The sequence below is a fragment of the Micromonospora sp. NPDC000089 genome (genome assembly GCF_042899365.1).
GTDB lineage: Bacteria > Actinomycetota > Actinomycetes > Mycobacteriales > Micromonosporaceae > Micromonospora.
On record NZ_JBIAZT010000004.1, the window covers coordinates 295,249 to 318,103 of the forward strand.

The 22,855-nt window shown below is 71.0% G+C and carries 20 protein-coding genes; 11 read left to right on the top strand and 9 right to left on the bottom strand.

The window, feature by feature from the left end; all coding sequences use genetic code 11:
- Positions 1-58: 58 nt before the first annotated feature.
- From ACFY3U_RS10960 to ACFY3U_RS10970, 3 genes are all read left to right on the top strand, one after another.
- Positions 59-1,081: a polysaccharide biosynthesis protein gene (locus ACFY3U_RS10960; RefSeq protein WP_387198485.1), complete on the top strand. Its 1,023-nt coding sequence runs from the start codon at positions 59-61 to the stop codon at positions 1,079-1,081.
- Positions 1,082-1,143: 62 nt separating this feature from the next.
- On the top strand, positions 1,144-2,412 hold the full coding sequence (locus ACFY3U_RS10965) for a glycosyltransferase family 4 protein (protein WP_387198488.1): 1,269 nt from the start codon (positions 1,144-1,146) through the stop codon (positions 2,410-2,412).
- The gene (locus tag ACFY3U_RS10970) at positions 2,409-3,323 is read left to right on the top strand and encodes a dTDP-4-dehydrorhamnose reductase family protein (RefSeq protein ID WP_387198491.1); all 915 of its coding nucleotides are present in this window, start codon (positions 2,409-2,411) and stop codon (positions 3,321-3,323) included. Before ACFY3U_RS10965 ends, ACFY3U_RS10970 begins: the two co-directional genes overlap by 4 nt.
- Before the next feature lie 56 nt (positions 3,324-3,379).
- On the opposite strand, the gene ACFY3U_RS10975 is transcribed toward ACFY3U_RS10970, so the two are convergent.
- Positions 3,380-4,612: a glycosyltransferase family 4 protein gene (locus tag ACFY3U_RS10975; RefSeq protein ID WP_387198494.1), complete on the bottom strand. Its 1,233-nt coding sequence runs from the start codon at positions 4,610-4,612 to the stop codon at positions 3,380-3,382.
- 142 nt (positions 4,613-4,754) lie between these two features.
- On the opposite strand from ACFY3U_RS10975, the gene gmd reads away from it, so the two are divergent.
- From gmd to ACFY3U_RS10990, 3 genes are read left to right on the top strand one after another with little or no spacing between them, the layout of a single operon-like run.
- The gene (gene gmd / locus ACFY3U_RS10980; protein ID WP_387198497.1) at positions 4,755-5,774 is read left to right on the top strand and encodes a GDP-mannose 4,6-dehydratase; all 1,020 of its coding nucleotides are present in this window, start codon (positions 4,755-4,757) and stop codon (positions 5,772-5,774) included.
- Positions 5,771-6,973, top strand: a complete 1,203-nt coding sequence (locus ACFY3U_RS10985) for a glycosyltransferase (RefSeq protein ID WP_387198500.1) — start codon at positions 5,771-5,773, stop codon at positions 6,971-6,973. The genes gmd and ACFY3U_RS10985 overlap by 4 nt, the downstream gene beginning before the upstream one ends.
- Positions 6,974-6,978: 5 nt before the next feature.
- A complete protein-coding gene (locus tag ACFY3U_RS10990; RefSeq protein ID WP_387198503.1) occupies positions 6,979-8,106 on the top strand; it encodes a DegT/DnrJ/EryC1/StrS family aminotransferase in 1,128 nt (375 codons plus the stop codon).
- A 65-nt stretch (positions 8,107-8,171) separates the two neighbouring features.
- Here ACFY3U_RS10990 and ACFY3U_RS10995 read toward each other — a convergent pair whose 3' ends face one another.
- The 7 genes from ACFY3U_RS10995 to glgC form a co-directional block, all read right to left on the bottom strand.
- Positions 8,172-9,353 carry a polysaccharide pyruvyl transferase family protein gene (locus ACFY3U_RS10995; RefSeq protein ID WP_387198506.1) on the bottom strand — a complete coding sequence of 394 codons (1,182 nt, stop codon included), beginning with the start codon at positions 9,351-9,353 and terminating at the stop codon, positions 8,172-8,174.
- Positions 9,335-10,621 (bottom strand): hypothetical protein, encoded by a 1,287-nt coding sequence (locus tag ACFY3U_RS11000; protein ID WP_387198509.1) that lies wholly within the window; start codon positions 10,619-10,621, stop codon positions 9,335-9,337. The genes ACFY3U_RS10995 and ACFY3U_RS11000 overlap by 19 nt, the downstream gene beginning before the upstream one ends.
- Entirely contained in the window at positions 10,618-11,889 is a 1,272-nt protein-coding gene (locus ACFY3U_RS11005) for a hypothetical protein (protein WP_387198512.1), read from the bottom strand. The genes ACFY3U_RS11000 and ACFY3U_RS11005 overlap by 4 nt, the downstream gene beginning before the upstream one ends.
- 66 nt (positions 11,890-11,955) lie before the next feature.
- The gene (locus ACFY3U_RS11010; RefSeq protein ID WP_387198515.1) at positions 11,956-13,185 is read right to left on the bottom strand and encodes a glycosyltransferase; all 1,230 of its coding nucleotides are present in this window, start codon (positions 13,183-13,185) and stop codon (positions 11,956-11,958) included.
- Between the two features lie 195 nt (positions 13,186-13,380).
- Positions 13,381-14,103 carry a class I SAM-dependent methyltransferase gene (locus ACFY3U_RS11015; protein WP_387198518.1) on the bottom strand — a complete coding sequence of 241 codons (723 nt, stop codon included), beginning with the start codon at positions 14,101-14,103 and terminating at the stop codon, positions 13,381-13,383.
- Positions 14,104-14,371: 268 nt separating this feature from the next.
- A complete protein-coding gene (pgm, locus tag ACFY3U_RS11020) occupies positions 14,372-16,015 on the bottom strand; it encodes a phosphoglucomutase (alpha-D-glucose-1,6-bisphosphate-dependent) (RefSeq protein ID WP_387198521.1) in 1,644 nt (547 codons plus the stop codon).
- A 38-nt stretch (positions 16,016-16,053) separates the two neighbouring features.
- On the bottom strand, positions 16,054-17,286 hold the full coding sequence (gene glgC, locus ACFY3U_RS11025) for a glucose-1-phosphate adenylyltransferase (protein WP_387198524.1): 1,233 nt from the start codon (positions 17,284-17,286) through the stop codon (positions 16,054-16,056).
- A 113-nt stretch (positions 17,287-17,399) separates the two neighbouring features.
- On the opposite strand from glgC, the gene glgA reads away from it, so the two are divergent.
- Entirely contained in the window at positions 17,400-18,608 is a 1,209-nt protein-coding gene (gene glgA / locus ACFY3U_RS11030; protein WP_387198527.1) for a glycogen synthase, read from the top strand.
- A 60-nt stretch (positions 18,609-18,668) separates the two neighbouring features.
- On the opposite strand, the gene ACFY3U_RS11035 is transcribed toward glgA, so the two are convergent.
- Positions 18,669-18,938 carry a hypothetical protein gene (locus ACFY3U_RS11035; protein WP_387198530.1) on the bottom strand — a complete coding sequence of 90 codons (270 nt, stop codon included), beginning with the start codon at positions 18,936-18,938 and terminating at the stop codon, positions 18,669-18,671.
- 94 nt (positions 18,939-19,032) lie between these two features.
- Between ACFY3U_RS11035 and ACFY3U_RS11040 the strand changes: the two genes are divergently transcribed.
- The 4 genes from ACFY3U_RS11040 to ACFY3U_RS11055 all read left to right on the top strand — a co-directional run bounded on the left by ACFY3U_RS11040 (position 19,033) and on the right by ACFY3U_RS11055 (position 22,852).
- Positions 19,033-20,283, top strand: coding sequence for a DUF222 domain-containing protein (locus tag ACFY3U_RS11040; protein WP_387198533.1), 1,251 nt, complete (start codon positions 19,033-19,035; stop codon positions 20,281-20,283).
- Between the two features lie 128 nt (positions 20,284-20,411).
- A complete protein-coding gene (locus tag ACFY3U_RS11045) occupies positions 20,412-21,209 on the top strand; it encodes an ABC transporter ATP-binding protein (protein WP_387198536.1) in 798 nt (265 codons plus the stop codon).
- On the top strand, positions 21,206-21,967 hold the full coding sequence (locus ACFY3U_RS11050; protein ID WP_387198539.1) for an ABC transporter permease: 762 nt from the start codon (positions 21,206-21,208) through the stop codon (positions 21,965-21,967). Before ACFY3U_RS11045 ends, ACFY3U_RS11050 begins: the two co-directional genes overlap by 4 nt.
- 63 nt (positions 21,968-22,030) lie before the next feature.
- A complete protein-coding gene (locus tag ACFY3U_RS11055; RefSeq protein WP_387198542.1) occupies positions 22,031-22,852 on the top strand; it encodes a MerR family transcriptional regulator in 822 nt (273 codons plus the stop codon).
- Positions 22,853-22,855: the final 3 nt, after the last annotated feature.

Consider the following 22,855-nt stretch of genomic DNA (forward strand, 5'->3'; position numbering starts at 1 on the left):
CCGGGTGCGGCGGCGAAGATCAGGAGAAGATGTGTCGTCTTCACTTATGGAACGACGGGTGCTGATCACCGGCGGCACCGGATCCTTCGGCCAGACGATGGTGGCACGGCTGCTCGCCGCCGGTGTGGCGGAAGTGCGGGTGCTCAGCCGGGACGAGGCCAAGCAGGAAGCGATGCGCATCCGCCTACGCGACGACCGCGTGCGCTTCTATGTCGGCGACGTCCGCGATTTCGACACCGTCGCCAAGACCTCCCGGGGCGTCGAGTACGTCTTTCACGCTGCCGCCCTCAAGCAGGTTCCGTCCTGCGAGTTCTTCCCGCTGGAGGCTGTCCGCACCAACGTGCTCGGCAGCGCCAATGTGGTCGACGCCTGTGAACGCAACGACGTCGCCGCGCTGGTGTTCCTCAGCACCGACAAGGCCGTCTACCCGATCAATGCGATGGGCATGACCAAGGCCCTCATGGAGAAGGTCGCCCAGGCGCATGTCCGGAACAATCCCAGTGCGCGAACCCGGGTGTGCTCGGTGCGCTACGGAAACGTGATGTGCTCCCGCGGATCCGTCATTCCGCTCTTCATCGACCAGATCCGCGCCGGCGTCCCGCTTACCGTCACCGAACCGACCATGACCAGATTCCTGATGTCCCTGGGGGATTCGGTGGAGCTGGTCGAGCACGCCTTCGAACACGGGCAGCCGGGAAACGTCTTCATCCGTAAGGCACCCGCGTGCACCATCGGGGACCTGGCCACCGCGCTGTGCAACCTGTTCGAGGTGCCGGCCAAGTTCGAGGTGTTGGGTCTGCGGCACGGCGAGAAGATGTCGGAGACGCTGGCGAGCCACGAGGAGCTTGCCCGCGCCCAGGACTTCGGCGACTTCCTGAGGGTGCCGATCGACAGCCGCGACCTGAACTACTCGCTGTACTTCGATGAAGGCGACACGGTCAGCGATCACCGGGCCGACTACAACTCCGACAACACCACCCGACTCGGCGTACCCGAGATCATGTCGCTGCTGCTCACCCTGCCGGAGGTACGGCGGCAGCTGGACAACCAGCCCTCGCTCGCCCTGCAGGGACGCCGGTGACCGCGGTGACCGGGGCGAGCGGCCGGTCGGACGCCGCGGTGGGGTGCGCAACGGAACCACGGGTGGCCTTCGTGACCCAGTGGTTCGCCCCCGAACCCGCCATCACACCGATCTGGATCGCCCGGTCCCTCGACCGCCAGGGACTGCGACTGGACATCCTCACCGGCATCCCGAACTATCCCACCGGAGAGGTCGTGGACGGCTTCTCGGCGTGGCGCCGGTACACCGAGGCACACGACCGCATGCGCGTGCACCGCACCCCCCTGTACCCGAGCCACGACCAGTCGCCGCTGCGCCGGATCATCAACTACGCCAGCTACGCGATGTCCGCCAGCGTGTTCGGATCCAAGGTCCTGAGATCCGCCGACGTCGCGCTGGTCTACTCGACACCGGCGACGGCGGCCCTGCCGGGCATGGTGGGCCGGGCGCGGTGGGGCATGCCCTACGTCCTGATGGTCATGGACGTGTGGCCGGACTCGGTCTTCGCCACCGGGTTCCTGGCGGGCGGCTCCGCCAGGAGAATCGCCGAGCCGGCGCTGACCTGGCTCACCAACCACACCTACCGCTGGGCCGACCACATCACCGCGACCTCTCCCCGGATGCGCGAAGCTCTGATCTCCCGCGGCGTGCCGGCGGACAAGGTCTCGGTCGTCTACAACTGGACCGACGAGAAGACGATGCGACCGAGTGAACCGGACCCGAGCCTCCGCGCCCGACTGGGCGTGCCCGCCGACGCCTTCCTCCTGATGTACGGCGGGAACCACGGAGCGGCACAGGGCCTCGATGCGGCCGTTCACGCCATGCGTCTGCTGCGCGACCGACCAGAGATCCATCTGGCCCTGGTGGGAGTCGGTATCGAGAAGCCCGTCCTGCGCGACCTGGCCGCCCGGCTCGAACTGCCGAACGTCCACTTCGTCGACCCCGTCGACGCCGCCCGCATGCCGGCCGTGATGGCCGCCGCCGACCTTCAGCTGGTCTCCCTCGTCGATCAGCCACTGTTCCACTTCACCCTGCCCAGCAAGGTGCAGGCCATCATGGCCTGCGGTCAACCCGTGCTCGCCTGCGCTCCGGGGGACGCGGCGGACGTGGTGAGGGACGCCCGCTGCGGACTCAGCGCGCCACCGGGCGACGCGCAGGCACTGGCGCATACCATCCGGCAGGCCGCCGACCTGCCGCGACAGCGCCTTCGCGAGATGGGCCTGGCCGGTAGGGACTACTACCTGGCCCACCTGGGCGAGGAGATCAACGCGCAGCGACTGGCCGATCTCATCCGGGACGCCGCCTCCCGGCGCCGCCGCGGCCGCGCCACCCACCCGGGTGGTGTTCGATGAGGCAGCGGGTGCTGATCCTCGGTGCCGGCGGAATGCTCGGGCACACCCTGCTCCGCGAGTTCGACAAGGCCGAGGAGATCGACGTACACGGCTGCGTGCGCGCCCTCAACGTCGCACAGGGCACGCTTCCCGCACACCTGTCGCAGAAGGTCGTGCAGGCCGGCGACGTGACGAGACTCGACCCGCTGCGTCGTGTCCTCTCCACCCTCGAACCGGACGTGGTGATCAACTGTGTCGGGGTCATCAAGCAACGACCAGAGGTCGACGACGCGGCGACGACCGTCGCCGTCAACGCGCTCTTTCCGCACGTGCTGGCTCGGGAGTGCAGGGCCGTCGGCTCCCGCGTGATCCAGATCAGCACGGACTGCGTCTTCTCCGGCCATGGCGGGGGGTACCGCGAGACCGACCCTCCCGACCCCGGTGACCTGTACGGTCGGGCGAAGTTGCTCGGTGAGACCACCAGGGAAAACGCCCTGACCCTGCGTACCTCGATCGTCGGACACGAGATCGGCAGCAACCGGTCGCTCGTGGACTGGTTCCTGTCCCAGACCGGCCGGGTGACCGGCTACCGGCAGGCCATCTACAGCGGGCTGACCACGACCGAGTTCGCGGTGATGCTACGCACCGTCGTCCTGCCGCGCCCCCACCTGGCCGGTCTCTACCACGTCGCCTCGGCGCCGATCTCGAAGTACGAACTGCTCCGCGTCATCGCGGACGTGTACGGGTGGGCGGGCGTGATCGAGCCCAGTGACGAGTACCGCTGCGACAGGTCGCTGCGTGCAGAAAAGTTCCATGCCGAGACGGGTTACACCCCCCCGGAGTGGCCGGCGATGATCGGCCAGCTGCAACGAGCCGCCGCGGAGTGGGGTCTGCCGGTGGCGAGGCTCAGCCGGACACCGGCTCTGACCTGAACGACGTCGGCGGCGCCCACACCCGGGCGCCGCCGACGTCTGTCGTCCGGCGCCGCTCAGTCCCGTCCGGCAACCCGGTCCGAGGGGCGCAGCATCGCGCACACCTGGTCGAGGACGTTCGTTCGACCGCCCCGCTCGTACCAGCCTCGGTAGGCCTTCGCGGCGGCCAGCCGCGCGGTGTGCCGCTGGGCCGCCGACATCGAGGCGACCTGCTCGATCCGTTCGGCGAGTCTCGCCGGAGTGAGTTCGGCGACGACCACCCCACCTCCGGCCTGCAGGACGTCGGTCCACGGCGTACGGTCCGAGCAGATCACCGGGCAGGCGACGGAGAGGCTCTCGGCGATCACGTGGCCGAAGTTCTCGCCGCGGGTCGGCAGGACGAAGGCGTCGTACCGGGCGAAGGTCTCCCTGACCTGCTGCGGGTGCAGCTCGCCGCCATAGGTCACCCGTACGTGGTCCGGCAACGCGGCCATCAAGCGTTCACAGTCGCGCCAGTACGCCTCATCGGCGCGCGGACCGAAGATGTCGAGCCGCACCGCGGTAGGCACCAGGGCCAACGCGGCGAGCACGAGGTCGAGGTTCTTCATGGCCGAGATCCGACTGATGAAGACCAGTCGCGCCGGCCCCTCCTCGGCGGCACGGGCCGGGGGCTCCGCCGGTTCCGGGCCGGTGGGCTCGGTGACGACGGCGATCCGGGCGGTGGCGGAGACCATGTTCCTGATCCCCGCCACCTCCATGGGCGTGGTCGCGTTCCAGAGCACCCGACGGCCTCGCAGCATCCACCGCCAGACCGTCAGGTACAGCCGCTTCTTGCGGCGCTTGATACCCAGGGCGCCCGGTTCGAGTTCCCCGTGCGGGGTGATCAGGATCCGGCCGACCGGCAGGAAGCGCAGCCGCGCCGCGAGAACCGGAATGACCATGAATGGCGACCAGACACTGTTGAGGCTCAAAACGTCGACCCGGGTCCGGCGTATCCGGCGCCAGAAGTTCCACCACTGCGCGGGCCGGCGGGGATCCAGGTAGAACACCGCGCTTCGACCGTGTTCGCCCCATCGCCCGGACAGGCCGGGATAGGGCGCTGACACGCCCAGATCACGGTCCCTGGTGAGTACGGTCACGGCGACGTGCCGGCCCGCCCCGCTCACCATGTCGACGATCGTGCGAACCGTGCCGCCGGCCCGATATCCCGGCTCGAAGTGGTCGGCGACCACGAGAACCCGGAATTGATTCGCCTCGCGTGGGTGCGGATCCGAACCAGCAGGCGATTTCAGCTTCACCCTGTCGGACATCCGGGCTCCTCCCTCGCGACCCACGCAACGCCCCGATCAACGACACAGAATGGGACCGGTGACGATTTACTGATATCTCCATCAACATGACCCATTGGCGCTCTAAAGTGGCCGTATCTGCCCCATGAAACGAGGAGACAGAGTGACGTCACCGCGAGTCGCGCTCATCACGGGTGTCACCGGCCAGGACGGCAGCTACCTGTCGGAGCTTCTGCTCAACAAGGGCTACACGGTGCACGGCCTCAAACGACGCGCGTCCACGTTCAACACCGAGCGGATAGACCAGCTCGACGTGCACCCACGAGAGCCTGGCGCGCGACTCTTCCTGCACTACAGCGACCTCTCGGACTCGGCGTCACTGAGCGCGCTCGTCCGCGACATCCGGCCCGACGAGATCTACAACCTGGGCGCGCAGAGCCACGTCCGCGTCTCCTTCGACGTCCCGGGCTACACCGCCGACGTCAGCGGTCTCGGCGCGCTCCGGATGCTCGAAGCCGTCCGGGCCGCGAAGATCGACTGCCGGTTCTACCAGGCGTCCTCGTCGGAGATGTTCGGATCCACTCCACCGCCGCAACGGGAGGACACACCCTTCCACCCCCGTAGCCCGTACTCCTGCGCCAAGGTCTACGCCTACTGGTCGGCGGTCAACTACCGCGAGTCCTGGGGCATGTACTGCACGAACGGCATCCTGTTCAACCACGAGAGTCCTCGCCGGGGCGAGAGCTTCGTGACCCGCAAGATCACCCGAGCCGTCGCCCGGATCGAGGCCGGCCTCCAGGAGAAGCTCTACCTCGGCAACCTGGACGCGGTCCGCGACTGGGGTTACGCGCCGGAGTACGTCGAGGCGATGTGGTTGGCCATGCAGCAGGACGAACCCGACGACTACGTGGTCGCCACCGGTGAGGGACACACGGTCCGCGAGTTCGTGGAAGCCGCCTTCGCGCACGTCGGCCTGGACTGGCGGAACTTCGTGGTCACCGACCCCGCGTACCTCCGGCCGGCCGAGGTCGACGCCCTGATCGGCGACTACAGCAAGGCCCGCAGAACTCTCGGGTGGGCACCCAAGACTCTCTTCGCGGACCTGGTCCGGGTGATGGTGGAGGCGGACCGCCAGCTACTGGCGGACGAACGGCTGGGCCGACTCATCCGGGTGGATCGATGAGGTTCATCGTCGAGGCGTCACCCATCCGACCGGGCGGCGCCGCGGGACTGGAGGCGTTCACCTACGGGCTGCTGGACGGCCTCACCAGCGGCACCGACCACGCCTACCAGGTGAACGTGCTGCGCGGGACCATGAACGAGTGGCGCGAACGGGTGCCGACCGACCAGATCCGTTGGCAGGAAGTCACCGTGCCCCTGCAGACCGACACCCGGTACGGTCAACTCCTGCGCCGCTGGACCCCCCACCGGGTGCGGGAATCACGAACCGTCCGCCGGACGATGAACGCGGTGCGGCAACGCGCGGCGCCGGACGTCGACGACGCGAACGCGGTGCTCTTCCCGTTCCCGTACGTACCGTCGAAGGCCCGGCACGCGGTCATCGTGCTGCACGACCTGCGTCCGCTCCACGCCGCCTTCCACTCGCCAGGATTCGAGGCGGTGGTGAGGCAGAACGTCGCCCGGGCCGCCGCCATCGTGGTGTGCTGGCCACACCCGTACCAGGATGTGCTGGCGACGTTCCCCGAGGCGGCGGAGCGCACCGCGCTCATCCCCCCACCCACGTTCCAGCCGGCGCCCGACGGAGCGGTCGCCCAGCCGGAACCAGGCCTGCTGCTGTACCCCTCCTCCACCTCCGGGCACAAGAACCACGCCACCCTGCTCGAAGCGATGGCGCTGCTGCCGGAGTTCCGCCTGATCTGCCCCGGCCCGTTGGCGGAACCGCAGGCCAGTCGGCTGCTCCGACGCGCCGCCATGCCGGACCTCGCCGGCCGCGTGTCGTTCCCCGGGTTCGTGCCCCTGGCCGAACTCAACCGGTTGTACGCCCGGGCCGACGCGGTGGTCGTGCCCTCGACCTGGGAGGCGGCCAGCGGTCCGATGCTGGAGGCCTTCAGCTGGGGACTGCCGGTGGCCTGCTCGGACGCTGAGCCGTTGCTGGCCCAACTGCGGTTCAGTGGGGCGGAGGCCGCGGTCTTCGAGGCGAAGGACCCGAGGTCGCTGGCCGCCGCGGTCCGGCGACTGGTCGCGGACCGCGGCCGATACGCGGCGGCGTCCCGGAAGGCCAACGATCGCCTGGCCGCCCGCACCTGGGCCGAGACCGGACGGGACTACGGCGCGGTGCTCGAATGGGTGGCCGCCGGCAGTCCCGGCCCCCTCCCCCGCTCACCATTCGCGGAGATGTTGACCGCCGGACGGCAAGGATGAACACGGTGGAACGGTTTCCGGTGGCCCGACCCTCACTGACCGACCGCGAGCGGCAGTTCCTCCTGGACGCCTTCGACAGCGGTTGGATCTCCTCGCAGGGCCCGTACCTGCGCCGGTTCGAGGAGCAGTTCGCCGCCCTGTCCGGCACCGACACCACGGTCGCGACCTGCAACGGAACGGTGGCGCTGCACCTGGTGCTGGCGGCAGCCGGAATCGGCCCCGGTGACGAGGTCATCGTGCCCGCCCTGACCTATGTCGCCACCGCGAACGCGGTCACCTACTGCGGCGCGCGGCCGGTCCTGGTCGATGTCGACCCGCACACCTGGTGCATCGACCCGGAGCACGTTCGGGCAGCGATCACCTCACGTACCCGGGCGGTCATCGCCGTCGACCTGTACGGGCATCCTGCCGACTACCCGGCGCTACGGGAGATCTGTGGCCGACACGGGCTGTTCCTCGTCGCCGACGCGGCCGAGTCGCTCGGTGCCACCCTCGGCGGACGACCCACCGGTTCGCTCGCCGACGCGACCACCTTCTCCTTCTTCGGCAACAAGGTGCTCACGTCCGGGGAGGGCGGGTGCGTGACGACCTCGGACACCGCGCTCGCGGACCGGATGCGTCTGCTCCGCAACCAGGGCATGGACCCGCAACGCCGGTACTGGTTCCCGGTGATCGGCTACAACTACCGGATGACGAACCTCGAGGCAGCCCTGCTCTGTGCCCAGCTTGACCGCAGTTCGGACATCCTGGCCGGCCGGGAGCAGGTCGTTCGCGGGTACGAGCTGCACCTTGGCGACGTCTCCCTGCTCGAGCCGCAGCGGGTCGCCGCCTGCGTCAAGCGATCGCCCTGGATGGCGTCCTTCCTGGTGGGCCCGCCCGGTCGTCGATCTGCCCGGGACGAACTGGCGCGGGCGCTCGATCGGCTCGGGGTGGAGACCCGCCCGTTCTTCGTGCCAATCCCGCTGTTGCCCGCCTACCGGGACAGCTCAGCGGACTGCCCGGTCGCGGCCGACCTCAGCCGTCGGGGCATCAACCTGCCCACCTACCCGGACCTGAGCGAGTCGGACGTGAAGGTGATCTCCGAAAGGGTCCGGATCGCGATCGACGCCCTGCCCGACCAGGGCGAGGAGTAGCGGACGACGGCGCGGGAGACCGGCCGACAGCTCCTCCGATCTCCCCACCGCCACCCTGCCGGGGCTCAGCGTCCCCCGGAATGCACCACGCCCCGCACCCTGCGTCCCAGGTGGCGGTACGCGTCGACCGCGGTACTCGAGGTCTGCAACCTCAGCCGCTCACCGCGCGGCAGCACGGCGCGGCCGGGGCGGACGGCGCCGGCCAGCGCCTGCCCGACCCACGGGCCCACGACGTCGGCCGCCCGGGGCACCGCCGCCGGGTCGCGGGCGGGCGGAAGGACACGGTCGTAGACCGTCAGGCCGTGGAACGGCTGTCCGAAGAACGCCGCGGTCTTCGGCGCGTAGGAGATGGGAAAGATCGGCACGCCCATGGCTGCCCAGACCGCACTGGAGTGCAGCTTCATCGACACCGCCACCGTGCACCGGGCCATCGCCTCGGTGAACGCCAGCAGATCGACCCCGCGGTAGGGGACGACCTCGGCGTCGCGTCCCAGTTCCCGCCCTATCCGGTCGGTGAAGATCACGTCGGGGCCCTGTGCACCGGCCTCCAACACGAACAGCCGGATCGTGTCGGCCCCCGAGGATTCGGCGATCCGGGCGATGTGCCGGACGGTGGGCCCGACTTCCAGCCCGGGCCACCGCCGGAGCGCCACCCCGAGTCGGGCCGGCTCACCCGTTGCCGGTGGAGCCTCGACGCCGAGTTGCCGGAGGAAGACCTGGTCCACGAAGTCCCGGCACCGCCGCACCGGCCACCCCAGCACGTCCTCGGCCAGGGCGACCGAGTCCGCGTCCCGCAGATAGCACTCGTCGAACGGGGAGCCGAGCCGACGCAACCAGCGGCTCCAGTCATCACTGAGCGGCCCCAGCCCCAACCCGACGCCGAGCACGGGCACCGCCGGCAGACGCCGCGGCAGGTAGCTCAACCACAGGTAGGGGGTGTGCGGATGGTGGCTGGTCTGGAACAGGCCCCCACCACCGACCAGGAGCGCGTCGGAGTCGGCGAAGGCCAGCTCACTTCGGCGGGAACCCGGCAGCTCTCGCTGGTGACGGACCGGAAGCGGATCCAGGTGCAGGCCGAGCCGCTCGCCGATCTCGTCCCACTTCACCGGACTGCCGAAACTGAGGTACCGCACCTCGACGTCCTCGTGCGCGGCGGCGATCGCCGCCACCCCGGCAACCATGATGAGGTCGTCGCCGAAGTTGGCCGCCTCGCCGAGACAGATCAGACCTACGCTGGACCGTGCCACGGTTCCTCCTTCTCCCTGAGTGACAGGTAGCTGAGCCACCAGCAGCTCGCACTGACCACCGCCATCACGGCCAGTGCGGCGGCGGCGCCGCGGGCACCGAAGAGCAGGCCGCCGGAGACCACCACCACGACCCGGACGGGTCCGAGACCGGCGCCGACCAGCAGAGCCCTCGCGCCGGCCCGGTGCACGCGGTGCCCGGCGAACGCGACGAGAGCCGCCGGCACCAGCACCGCCTCCACCCCGAGCAGCGGGAGCAGCGGTCCCGCGACGGCCCAGTTGTCGCCGATGACGGCTCGGCCGACCTCGTCGGGCAGGAGACTGATCGCGAGTGCCATCGGCACGATGAGCCCGACCGCCACCAGGACGACCGGTCCGGCGGTACGAAGCCGCGCGCGGGCGGTGACCGCGCGGGTCCGACCGAGGTAGGGGATGACGATCGCCGACAGGGTGGCGGTGAGCAACGCTACCGGGCCGAACACGGTCTGGGCGGCGCCGAGCGCGCCGACCACGCCGACGCCCGCCGTCGCCGCCAGCCCGGTGAGGGCCAGCTGCGCCGACCCGGACGTGATCAGGAACTGCAGGCCGAAGCTGATGGCGTTGCGGGTGCCGGCGCGGTCCAGCCCCCAGCCGGGCACCGGCCGGTACCCACGCCGTGCGGCGACGAACGGACCCAGGACGGCTCCCGAGCCGGCCCACACCACGAAGATCACCAGCGGCGTGGCGAGTCCGAGCAGGGCCGCCAGGACGCCCAGCGCGGTCGCGCCCGTCCACACGGCGTCCTGGGCACACGCCGCGCGGGGGGAGCTCATGCCGAGACTGACCCCCCGGGTGTAGTCGTAGACCACGAGACCGCACAGCGCGATGCCGACGATCACGAGGTACCGGGATCCGATCATCAGGCCCGCCCCGGCCGCCACCGCGCCGATCCCGGCGCCCATCGCGCATGCCCTGCGGACGCCGGCGCCGATCGCCGTGACGGTCTGCTGCGGCCCGCCGGCGAGCACACCCTCGGTGACCGTCGCCCGGACCAACCCGATGGCGAAGATGTAGACCGAGAAGGAGAGGGCGAACTGACCCAGCCCGGACAGCGACTCACCACGGGCGATGGCCAGCGACATGAGGAAATTGCCCAGGCTGGACAGGCCGTTCGCGGCCAGGGCTGCGCCGGTCCGCCGATGGTAACCCGTTGCCGACCCAGCGGAGCGGTGCCGGCCGACCGGGCCGCGCCGGGGGTGGACGCCGGTCCGCCCCGACGTCTGTGCCGTCATCCCCGAAGCCGCCGGACCGGCGCCTCGCTCGGTGTCCCGGTCCTGACCCGGCGCTTGGTCAGTTGGATCAGCAACAGGACCGGCAGTCCGGCGACCGCGTACTGCAGGTACCCGATAACGGTGTCCGGATAGGCGCTGGTCCAGAGGAAGGGTCCGCCCACCACGATTGCGAAGAGGCTCAGTCGGATCGGGCCGGGCCCGCGCCCGGCGCGCAACAGCAGGCTGGCCAGGATCGCCCAGCCGAGGTAGAAGAGCACCACCCCCCACCAGCCCTCAAGAAAGTAGACCGTGCCCATGGTGAGGAAGGTGTACGCGGACGTCGAGGGGCCATCGATGTATCTGCTGATGGCGTTACCGGTCGAGATCGGAGCGCGGCCGGGGTCGAAGAGTCGGGGCACCAGCCCGTAGCGCACCATGTCGGCGAGACCGGGCTGATTGAGGTCGACCGGGACGTCGTACTCGGCGGCCCGCGTCACCTGCAGGTCGAAGCGCAATCGGTCCTCGGCCGTCACGTCCTGCGAGACCTGCACACCGCCGTCGACCCGGACCTCGTTGCGCACCGCGTAGAGGGTCGGCCACGCCAGCAGGAGCACCGTCACCAGGACGACGACGACGCGGGGCCGGATCACGCCACAGATGGCTGCCATCGCGACGGCGAACGACAGGTACGAGATCAGCGGCTCGGACTTCGCTGTCGTCAGGACGACGATCACCTCGGTGGCGATCAGCGCGGCCGTCCAGAGCAGGAACGTGCGCCGGCGCATGAGGCCTCCGGCGAGGCTCGCCAGCAGCAGCGCCAGTGCGAGGTATCGCCAACCCGTGAACAGGGACGACGTGAGGGCCAGGGTGGAGTGTGGCACCTCTTCGGTGACCTGGGTGAAGATGGTGCCGCGCCCCTGCGACACGCCGACCAGGTCGGCCGCGATGCTGACCACCGTGACCAGTCGGGCGATCAGCGCGAGGCGGGGATGTCGGGCGTTCGCCTCCGCGAGACCGCGTTGCCACTGACCACGCCGGCTCATCCGCCCGGGGAACAAGGTCTCCGCGGTGACGGTGCCGCTCAGGGCCAGCCCCAGGAGCATGAAGATGAAGCCGAGGTGCGGGTTGTGGTACAGAAGCGCCATCGGGATGATCAGGACGGCGTACGGCGCCAGGACCACCGTGCTGATCGGGTAGTACTCCAGCAACCAGTTCAACCTGGAGAGACGCTTGGGTCCCTCGCGGGCGTCGGTCCGCCCGGCCCTCAGGTCCACCATCGTCCCCGTCACCGCAGTCCCTCCGGCAGTCCGCTCGGTCCCGACCGGGCGACCCCGATCATCGGTCGTCGACGCACGTCAACCCCTCCGTATTGCATCCGCGCGGGCCGGCGGCGACTCCGGAGCACGTACCGGCCGCACGGCGAGGATCTCGTCGTACGTCTTCAGAACGGCACGAGCGGCCACCTCGGTGGAGAACCGTTCGACGGCTCGTTGCCGACCGCGCAGGCCGGCCTCACCACCCGCGCCGTGCAGCAGCTCCCCCGTCCGTGCGGCGACCGCGGCGGGCACCGCGGCGGCCGGCTCCAGCGGCACCAGGCAGCCCGTGACACCGTCCACCACCACCTCCATCGCACCGGCGCTGGCAGTGGAGACGACCGGGAGCCCACAGGCCATCGCCTCGATCGCCGACAGGCCCAGCCCCTCCTCGTACGAGGTCTGCAGAAACACCGACGCGTCCTGGTACAGCCGGACGAGGTCGGCGGGGGGCACGTCCGGCCTGACCTGAACGCGGTCCGCCACCCCAAGTGCGGCGATCCGGGCCACGAGGTCCTCCGGCAGGCTCCCGTTACCCGCCAGCACCAGGTCCGGCACGGCGGGATCCGCCTCCACCAGCAGGGCGTACGCGTCGACCAGGCGGTCCAACCCCTTTCGCCGATCGGCCAGCCGGCACAGCGACAGCAGGTAGCCCTCCCGACGCCAGCCAGCGGCCGGGGGAACGAACGACGAGGTGTCCACGCCGGGCGGGGCGAGCACCACCCGCTGCTGTCCCACGGAGCGGACGAAGTCCGCCATGGCGGGGTTCTCCACCAGCACGGCGTCGACCTCGCGGAGCGCCGCGCGTTCCAGCCGGGGGACACCGGCAGCCATCAACTGCCGCCAGCGGTCGGCGGGCGACAGGCGCCGGGCGAAGTAGGCAGCCCGTTCCCAGGCCGCCAACGTCGCCGTCTGGAGCACCACCGGCACCCCCAGCCCGGTGACGACCCCCGCCCAGGCCGGCGTGCCACAGACGACCTGGACGCAGTCGTACCCGCGCAACACCGTGGACAGCTCCCGGCGCGGGCGGTACCGCATCCACTCGACCTCGACCGCGTTCGCTCCCCAGTGCCACCCGTCCGCGCTCCTCAGTGGCGTTCGGACGCTTCGGCGCGCCCAGGCCCACGGCAGGGCCAGCCGGCGGCTGGCCGGGTCGACGCTGGACGTGGCGAGATTGTGCAGGTCCACCTCGTACCCGGCGCTGGTCAGGGTGTCATGGAACCAACGCGCCACCGTCACGACGCCCCCGCTGTCGTCGAGGTTGTGGGTCACCAGCGCGACTCGGCGATGCGACGGCGACCTCGGAGTGGGAATGGTCGGCGCTGGGGATGCCAGGTTCGTCGCCTGCTTCCTCATCCGCTTCATCCCACGGGCCAACGAGGCAACCGGGCATCGGTTGCGAGAGTCGTCTGCCGTGAACCGGCCCGGTGACCCGGGGCCCGACCAGGCGCGCACGAGCGGATCAAGTCAGATCTCCTCGATCCGCCAGACTCCGACGCCCCGGCCGGGCTGGACCACGTCGTCGGCGATCACATGCAGCGGTTCCGGGAACGCGAACGGGCGCCGACGCAGGTTGAGCAGCCGGAAGTCGCCCGTACGGATGTCGGAGTTGAACCCGGTGGCGGTGTCCGTCGTGGCGATGAGGTGACGGGCGCCGCTGGAGCGGATGTTGTCCAGCAGGCGCTCGGCGTCGGAGAAGGAGAGATGGAACAGCACCTCACGGCAGAGCACCGCGTCCGCCTGCGGCAGCGCCTCGGTCACCGCGTCCAGGCAGCGGAAGGAACGCTTCGCGGTGCGGTGCCGGGCCAGGTTGTCCTGGATCACCGAGGGCACGATGTCGACGCCGGTGTACTCCACCGCCCCGAGATCCACCTCGCTCATCCAGTTGAAGTCGCCACATCCGACGTCCAACAGGGAACGCGCGCCGAGCCGGGCCAGCAGCCCCGGTAGCGCTTCGCGTAGCTGGCCGGTCGCGCCGAGCGCCGATCCGGTGCCGGAGCGCGACTGCTGGTCGTCGGTCATCATCCATACGCCATGGTGGTAGACCTGCTCGAACACCTTCGCCCGGCTGCCGGCGAACAGGTAGTCGACCGGCAGACCCCGGGCGGACCGTTTCCTGAACAGGAGGCGATCGAGGGCCGTCACGTGCAAGCCGTGCCGTACCGCCTCGCGGAGGGTCGTCTTGTTCATCGCATCTCGCCTTTGCCGGGGGACTCGGTTCGGCCGTCGCGTCGATCCGGATCAACAGCCTCTTCCGGAGGATAGATGAACAAAACGCCCTCTTACCCCGATTGGGGTCAATAGAGGGGTAAGAAGTCGTCATCCGCCCGTCGGCCGTGCCAGCCTGGACGCTCCCCGCGGTGATCGAGCGCGGTGCCGCCCAGCAGGAGAGGCGCGCGTCGTCCGGGTAGCCGCGGGGGCAGCTCGATCGCCGCGAGCTGCCCCCACCCGCCGCCCCTCAGGCCTTCGCGAGCACCCCGTCGACCAGGGACTTGGCCTCCTGCTGGATCCGGGCCAGGTGCTCCGGCCCCTGGAACGACTCGGCGTAGATCTTGTAGACGTCCTCGGTGCCGGACGGCCGCGCCGCGAACCAGCCCGACTCGGTGGTCACCTTCAGGCCGCCGATCTTCGCGCCGTTGCCGGGCGCCTCGGTGAGCGTCGCGGTGATCGGCTCGCCGGCCAGCTCGGTGGCGCCGACCTGCTCCGGGGAGAGCTTGCCGAGCACCGCCTTCTGCTCCCGGGTGGCGGGGGCGTCGATCCGGGCGTACGCGGGGGCGCCGAAGCGCTCGGTCAGCTCGGCGTAGTGCTGGCTCGGGGTCTTCTGAGTGGTCGCGATGATCTCCGAGGCGAGCAGGCAGAGCAGGATGCCGTCCTTGTCGGTGGTCCAGGTGCCGCCGTCGCGGCGCAGGAACGACGCGCCGGCGCTCTCCTCACCGCCGAAGCCGACCGAGCCGTCGAGCAGGCCGGGCACGAACCACTTGAAGCCGACCGGCACCTCCAGCAGCGGCCGGCCCAGGTCGGCCGCGATCCGGTCGATCATCGAGGAGGAGACCAGCGTCTTGCCGACCGCGGCCCCCGGGCCCCACTGCGAGCGGGTACGGAACAGGTGGCCGATCGCCACCGCCAGGTAGTGGTTGGGGTTCATCAGGCCGCCGTCGGGGGTGACGATGCCGTGCCGGTCGGCGTCCGCGTCGTTGCCGGTGGAGACCTGGTAGTCGGCGCGGGCGGCGATCAGCGAGGCCATCGCGTTCGGCGAGGAGCAGTCCATCCGGATCTTGCCGTCGCCGTCCAGGGTCATGAACCGCCAGGTCGGGTCGACCGTCGGGTTGATCACCGTGAGGTCGAGCCGGTGCCGCTCGGCGATCTCCCCCCAGTACGCCACGCTGGCCCCGCCGAGTGGGTCGGCGCCGATCCGCACCCCGGCGTCGCGGATCGCGTCGATGTCGAGCACCGCCGGCAGGTCGTCGACGTAGCCGGCGAGGAAGTCGTAGGTGCCGGTGGTGTCGGCGGCGCGGGCCCGGGCGTACGGGATGCGTTGCACCTCCTTGAGCCCGGCGGACAGGATCGCGTTCGCGCGGTCCTGGATCCACTTCGTGACGTCGGTGTCGGCCGGGCCCCCGTTGGTGGGGTTGTACTTGAAGCCGCCGTCGTCCGGCGGGTTGTGCGACGGGGTGATCACGATGCCGTCGGCCAACCCGGTGGTGCGCCCCCGGTTGTGGGTGAGGATCGCGTGCGACAGCGCCGGGGTGGGGGTGTAGCCGTCCCGGCTGTCCCGCAGCACGGTGACCCCGTTGGCGGCGAGCACCTCCAGCGCGCTGGCCTCGGCCGGCGCGGAGAGCGCGTGGGTGTCCCGGGCCAGGAAGAGCGGCCCGGAGAGGCCCTGCTCCCGGCGATAGTCGCAGAGGGCCTGGGTGACGGCCAGGATGTGGTCCTCGTTGAACGCGTTCTTCAACGACGACCCCCGGTGCCCGGAGGTGCCGAACGAGACCTGCTGCGCCGGGTCCGACGGGTCCGGGTGCTCGGCGTAGTAGGCGGTCAGCAGCCGCGGCACGTCGACCAGGTCGGCGGGCTCGGCGGGCTGTCCGGCACGGGGGTGGGCCACTGGGGTTTCCTCCTGGGGTGTGGTGCGGTGGGGCAGGCTCAGGGCTCGACGCGCTGACCCTTGCCGATGACGACGATGCCGTTGTCGGAGACGGTGTAACGCTGCCGGTCCTTCTCCAGGTCGACGCCGATCTCGACGCCCTCCGGAACGAAGACGTTCTTGTCCAGGATGGCCCGGCGGACGACGGCGTGCCGGCCGATCTCGACGCCCTCCATCAGCACCGAGCCGTCGACGTGCGCCCAGGAGTGCACCTTCACCTTCGGCGAGACGACCGAGTTCTCCACCAGGCTGCCGGAGATCACCGCGCCCGGCGAGATCATCGAGCCGACCGCCCGGCCGACCCGCTCGCCCCACTGGTGGACGAACTTCGCCGGCGGGTAGGGCGGCTGGTCGGTGTAGATCGGCCAGTCGAAGTTGTAGAGGTTGAACACCGGGTGGACGTTGATCAGATCCATGTGCGCGTCGTAGAACGAGTCCAGCGTCCCGACGTCCCGCCAGTAGCCGCGGTCGCGGTCGGTGCTGCCGGGCACCTCGTTGTCCTTGAAGTCGTAGACGTTCGCCTCGCCCCGCTCGACCAGCATCGGGATGATGCTGCCGCCCATGTCGTGCTTGCTGGACTTGTCCTCCGCGTCGCGCTCGACGATCTCGCAGAGCGCCTTGGTGCTGAAGACGTAGTTGCCCATCGAGGCGTAGATCTCGCCCGGCGAGTCGGGCAGGCCGACCGCGTCGGTCGGCTTCTCGCGGAACGCCCGGATCCGCTTGCCGTCCTCGCCGACCTCGATCACGCCGAACTGGTCGGCCATCGACAGCGGCTGGCGGATGCCGGCCACCGTGACCGACGCGCCGGACGCGATGTGGTCCTCCACCATCTGCCGCGGGTCCATCCGGTAGATGTGGTCGGCGCCGAAGACGATCACGTAGTCCGGCTGCTCGTCGTTGATCAGGTTGAAGCTCTGGTAGATCGCGTCGGCGGAGCCGGCGAACCACCACGGGCCACGGCGCTGCTGCGCCGGCACCGGCGTGACGTAGTTGCCGAGCAGGGTCGACATCCGCCACGTCTTGGTGATGTGCCGGTCCAGCGAGTGGGACTTGTACTGGGTCAGCACGACGATCTTCAGATAGCCGGCGTTCGCCAGGTTGGACAGGACGAAATCGACCATGCGGTACATCCCGCCGAACGGGACGGCCGGCTTGGCCCGGTCCGTGGTGAGCGGCATGAGGCGCTTGCCCTCTCCGCCGGCCAGGACGATCGCGAGCACCTTGGCAGCCATGCTCTGACGCTATCCATCCCGCCCGGAGTTCACCACTCGGACGGGCACACTCTTGCCGTCGGGTGGCAGCCGCCGCCGGGTGGCGGCGCCGGATCTGCACTAGGGTGCCGGGCATGAGCGACTCCGCCGGTCTCCGCGTCGACCTGCTCACCCGGGAGTACCCGCCGGAGGTGTACGGCGGCGCCGGGGTGCACGTGGAATACCTGGCCCGCGAGCTGCGCCGACTGGCCGACGTGCGGGTGCACTGCTTCGGCGCGCCGCGCGGCGAGCCGGGCGTCACCGCGTACACCGAACCGCCCGGCCTGGCCGGTGCGAACGCCGCGCTGGCCACCATGGGCGTCGACCTGGAGATGGCCGCGGGCTGCGCCGGCACCGACGTGGTGCACAGCCACACCTGGTACGCCAACCTGGCCGGGCACACCGCGAAGCTGCTGCACGGGGTGCCGCACGTGGTGACCGCGCACAGCCTGGAGCCGCTGCGGCCGTGGAAGGCCGAGCAGCTCGGCGGCGGGTACGCGCTGTCGTCCTGGTGCGAGCGGACGGCGGTGGAGGCCGCCGACGCGGTGATCGCGGTCAGCGCCGGGATGCGCCGCGACGTGCTGGCCGCGTACCCGGCGGTCGACCCGGACCGGGTCCGGGTGGTCTACAACGGCATCGACACCACCCAGTACGCCCCGGACCACGGCACCGACGTGGTGGACCGGCTCGGCATCGACCCGGCCCGGCCCAGCGTGGTGTACGTCGGGCGGATCACCCGGCAGAAGGGCCTGCCGTACCTGCTGCGTGCGGCCCGGGAGCTGCCGGCCGACACCCAGCTGGTGCTGCTCGCCGGCGCGCCCGACACCCCGGAGATCGCCGCCGAGGTGGAGGGCCTGGTCGCCGAGCTGCGGGCGAACCGCTCGGGGGTGATCTGGGTGGCCGAGATGCTGCCCAAGCACGAGGTGATCCAGGTGCTCACCCACGCCACGATCTTCGTCTGCCCCTCGGTCTACGAGCCGATGGGGATCGTCAACCTGGAGGCGATGGCCTGCGAAACGGCGGTGGTGGCGACCGCCACCGGCGGCATCCCCGAGGTGGTCGCCGACGGCGACACCGGGCTGTTGGTGCCGATCGAGCAGGCCACCGACGGCAGCGGCCGGCCGCTGGACCCGACCCGCTTCGTCGCCGACCTGGCCGCGCGGATCAACGAGCTGCTGGCCGACCCGAAGCGCGCCGAGGTGTTCGGGCTGGCCGGCCGCCAGCGGGCGGTGGAGCACTTCGCCTGGGACGCGGTGGCCCGGCAGACGCTGGAGGTCTACCGCTCGGCCGGCGCCGCAGGCTGACCGCGACGGGACGCCCCGCCACCTCCCGCCGGGCCGGTCGAGGCGGGCTGACCGCGACGGTCAGACCGCCGTTCCGGGCGGGGACTTCAGCAGCGGCGCGGCCTCGGCTACCAGACCCTTGATCACCGGAAAGCCCACCGCCGAAGGTCGATCGGGGCGGCGGCACCCCGCGCGACCCGCCAGTCGTGGCGGCGGCCAGCGGCGCCGTCGAGCCGGGGAAAGGGGTGGGGGCATGAAGATCGCCTCGGTCAGATCCTCGCCGACATGCTCATGCGAGCCGGCGAAGGCCACGACGAGTTTGACGTCACCCGCCCCGAGCCCGTCGATCACCGGCCACCGGATCTCCCGCAGGCTGCCCGTCCGCCGATGGAAGTGGAGTCCACGAGCGACAAGAAGTATCGTACGCCTGTTCTAATCTCGACCCATGAACGAGGTGTGGGAGCAGGCGGAGGCCGCGGTGGCCGCCTGCTCCCACGCGGCCGTCTGGGCCGCCGGCGAGGCCGACCTGGTCGCGGCGCTGGAGGCCGCGCACCGCACCGAGCAGCGGCTGGCCGCGGTCAAGCTGGCCCTGGTGCGCGAGCTGGACGGTCGGGGCACCGCGACCGCCCAGGGCGCGTCCTCGACGGCGGTCTGGCTGCGCGACCGGTTACGGCTCGACGTCGGCGCGGCCCGCCGCCTGGTCGAGCTCGCCGCGCTGCTGGACGCCGCCCCGCCGGGCGTGCGGGACGCGCTGGCCGGCGGGGCGGTCGACGTGGCGCAGGTCCGGGTCATCGCCGACACGGTCGGGACCGTGCACACCGCCGCCGGGGTGGAGGCCGCGGACAAGGCCGTCAGCGTGCTCGTCGACTGGGCGGCCCAGTTCGACGCCACACTGCTGCGCCGGCTCGGCACCCGGATCCTCGACCACGTCGCCCCGGACGTCGCCGACGCCCAGGCCGCGGTAGCGCTGGCGGCCGAGGCCGAGCGGGCCGCCCGGGACCGGCACCTCACCGTCAGCGAGTGGCCCGACGGCCGGCTGCGCCTCACCGGCACCCTGGACACCGAGGCCGCCGCCCTGCTGCGGGCCGCGATCGACCCGCTCACCGCACCCGCCGGCCCCGACGACACCCGCACCCCTGGTCAACGCCGCCACGACGCCCTCGCCGACGTCTGCCGGCTCGCGCTGCGCACCGGTGAGCTGCCCGAGAACGGCGGCGACCCGGCCCAGCTCGTCGTCACCACCGGGTACGACGCGCTCACCCGACAGCTGGGCGACGGCGCGCTCGACGTCGGCCCGCGCCTCGGCGCCGACGCGGTGCGGCGGCTCGCCTGCGACGCCGCCATCCTGCCCGCCGTCCTGGGCGGCGTCGGCCAGGTGCTCGACGTGGGCCGGCAGCGCCGGCTCATCGCCGGGCCGCTGCGCCGCGCCCTGGTGCTGCGGGACGGCGGCTGCGCCTTCCCGGGCTGTGACCGGCCGCCGCGCTGGTGCGACGCCCACCACATCCGGCACTGGGCGGACGGCGGCCCCACCAGCCTCGACAACGCCGTCCTGCTCTGCGGCCATCATCACCGGCACCTGCACCGGGGCGACTGGTCCGTCCGGCTCGGCGGGGACGGCCACCCCGAGTTCCGCCCGCCCGCCTGGCTCGACCCCGACCAACTCCCCCGCCGCAACCACTACCACCGACGCAGCTAGGCCAGGACGGGCAGCGACCATCCTCGAGTACGGGCGGCGGGCCTGCGCCCGGCGTCGCGGACAGGTCAGCGCGGATCTGCGCGGCGGGCTTGACCCTGACGCTGCGTCAACCCTCCATGCTGACCGCCATGAGCATCCCACCGACAACCGACGAGGTTGTCCAGCCCGCGATTCAGGTGCGCGGTCTGGAGAAATCGTTCAAGCAACTGACGGTGCTGCGCGGCGTCGACCTCGACGTGGCGCGCGGCAGCATCTTCGCCCTGCTCGGCTCGAACGGGGCGGGCAAGACCACGCTGGTGAAGATCCTCTCCACGCTGCTGCGGGCCGACGCCGGCACGGCCCTGGTCAACGGCTTCGACGTGGCCACCCGGGCGGCCGCCGTACGCGAGTCGATCAGCCTCACCGGGCAGTTCGCCGCGGTCGACGAGATCCTCACCGGGCGGGAGAACCTCGTCCTGGTCGCCCGGCTCCGGCACCTCCGCGGTCCGGGCGCGATCGCGGACGACCTGCTGCGGCGCTTCTCGCTGACCGAGGCGGGTGCCCGGCGGGTGGCGACGTACTCCGGCGGCATGCGCCGGCGGCTGGACATCGCGATGAGCCTGATCGGGAATCCGCCGGTCGTCTTCCTCGACGAGCCGACCACCGGGCTGGACCCGCAGGCCCGGATCGAGGTCTGGCAGGCCGTCAAGGAGCTCGCCGAGGGCGGCACGACCGTGCTGCTCACCACCCAGCACCTGGACGAGGCGGAGCAGCTCGCCGACCGGATCGCGATCCTGCACGAGGGCCGGATCCTGGTGCAGGGCACGCTCGACGAGCTCAAGCGCCTGCTGCCGCCCGCCGAGATCGAGTACGTCGAGAAGCAGCCCACCCTCGAGGACGTCTTCCTGAACCTGGTCGGCGCCGGAACGGACAAGGCACCACGATGAACAAGCACTTCGTCGGCGACACCGCCGTCCTGCTGGGCCGCTCGCTGCGACACATCTCCCGCAGCCCCGACACGATCATCTCCACCGCGATCATGCCGATCGCCTTCATGCTGCTGTTCGTGTACGTCTTCGGCGGCGCGATCGAGACCGGGTCCGACTCGTACGTCAACTACCTGCTGCCCGGCATCCTGCTGATCACGATCGCGTCCGGCATCTCCTACACGGCGTACCGGCTGTTCCTGGACCTGAAGGGCGGCATCCTGGAACGGTTCCAGTCCATGCCGATCGCCCGGTCCTCGGTGCTCTGGGCGCACGTGCTGACCTCGCTGGTGGCCAACCTGGTCTCGCTGGTGGTGGTCGTCGGCGTCGCCCTGGTGATGGGCTTCCGCACCGGCGCCGGCGTGCTCGGGTGGCTCGCGGTCGCCGGCATCCTGGTCCTGTTCACCCTGGCGCTGACCTGGCTCGCCGTGATCCCCGGCCTCACCGCCAGCTCGGTGGACGGCGCCAGCGCGTTCTCCTACCCGCTCATCCTGCTGCCGTTCGTCAGCTCGGCGTTCGTCCCCACCGGCACCATGCCGGGCCCGGTACGCGCCTTCGCCGAGCACCAGCCGGTGACCGCCATCGTCGACGCGATCCGCAGCCTGTTCGCCCGGCAACCGGTCGGCACCGACCTGTGGATCGCCCTCGCCTGGTGCGTCGGGATCCTCGTAGTGGCGTACCTCGTCGCCGCCGTCACCTACCGTCGCCGGGCCTCCTGAGGCGACGTCGAACCTCCTGACCGGCGTCGCCGGCTCGGGACGATGTCAGGGCAGGATCTGCGCATGCTCACCATCAGTCAGCTGGCCGCGTACGCGGGCGTCACCGTGCGCGCGGTGCGGCACTACCACCAGATCGGGCTGCTGCCCGAGCCGCAGCGGGACGCCTCGGGTTACCGGCGGTACGGCGCGGCGGCGGTGGTGTCCCTGGTCAGGATCCGCACCCTCGCCGACGCCGGCGTGCCGCTGTCGCAGATCGGCGAGCTGCTCGACGCCGACGCGGCGACCTTCGCCGCGGCCGTCCACCGGATCGACGGCCGGCTGCGCGAGGAGATCGCGCGGTTGGAGACCAACCGTCGGCGAATCGCGCGGCTGGCCGCCGGCGACAGCCTCACGCTGCCGCCGGAGGTCACCCGCTACCTCGACCGACTCCGTGAGATCGGGGCGTCGGAACGGATGGTGGCGGGTGAGCGGGACGGGTGGATCCTGGTCACCGCGCGCTGGCCGGACCGGGTCCGCGAGTGGATGCCGCAGAAGCTCGCCGAGCTGGACGACCCCCGGATCGTCCGGCTCTACCAGGTCCTGTCCGAGATCTTCGACACCGCCCCGGGCCCGGCCGCGGGTGACGACCGGCGGCTGGAGGAGGCGGCGGACATCATGGCCGGGCTGGCCGAGCAGGCGTACGCCGCCGGCGAGATCTACCCGGCCGCCGGAGCGCAGGACGCGGGCGAGCACGACGAGCTTCCGTTCGACCTGCTGGACTCGCTGGCCGTCGAGTACGACCCGCGGGCGCGGCGGCTGAAGCGGCTGATGCGCGAGCGCGGCTGGGACGGCTGGGTGCGCACGGAACGGCTGGACGACGGGAGTGGCAAGCGGGTCCTTGGATGAGCG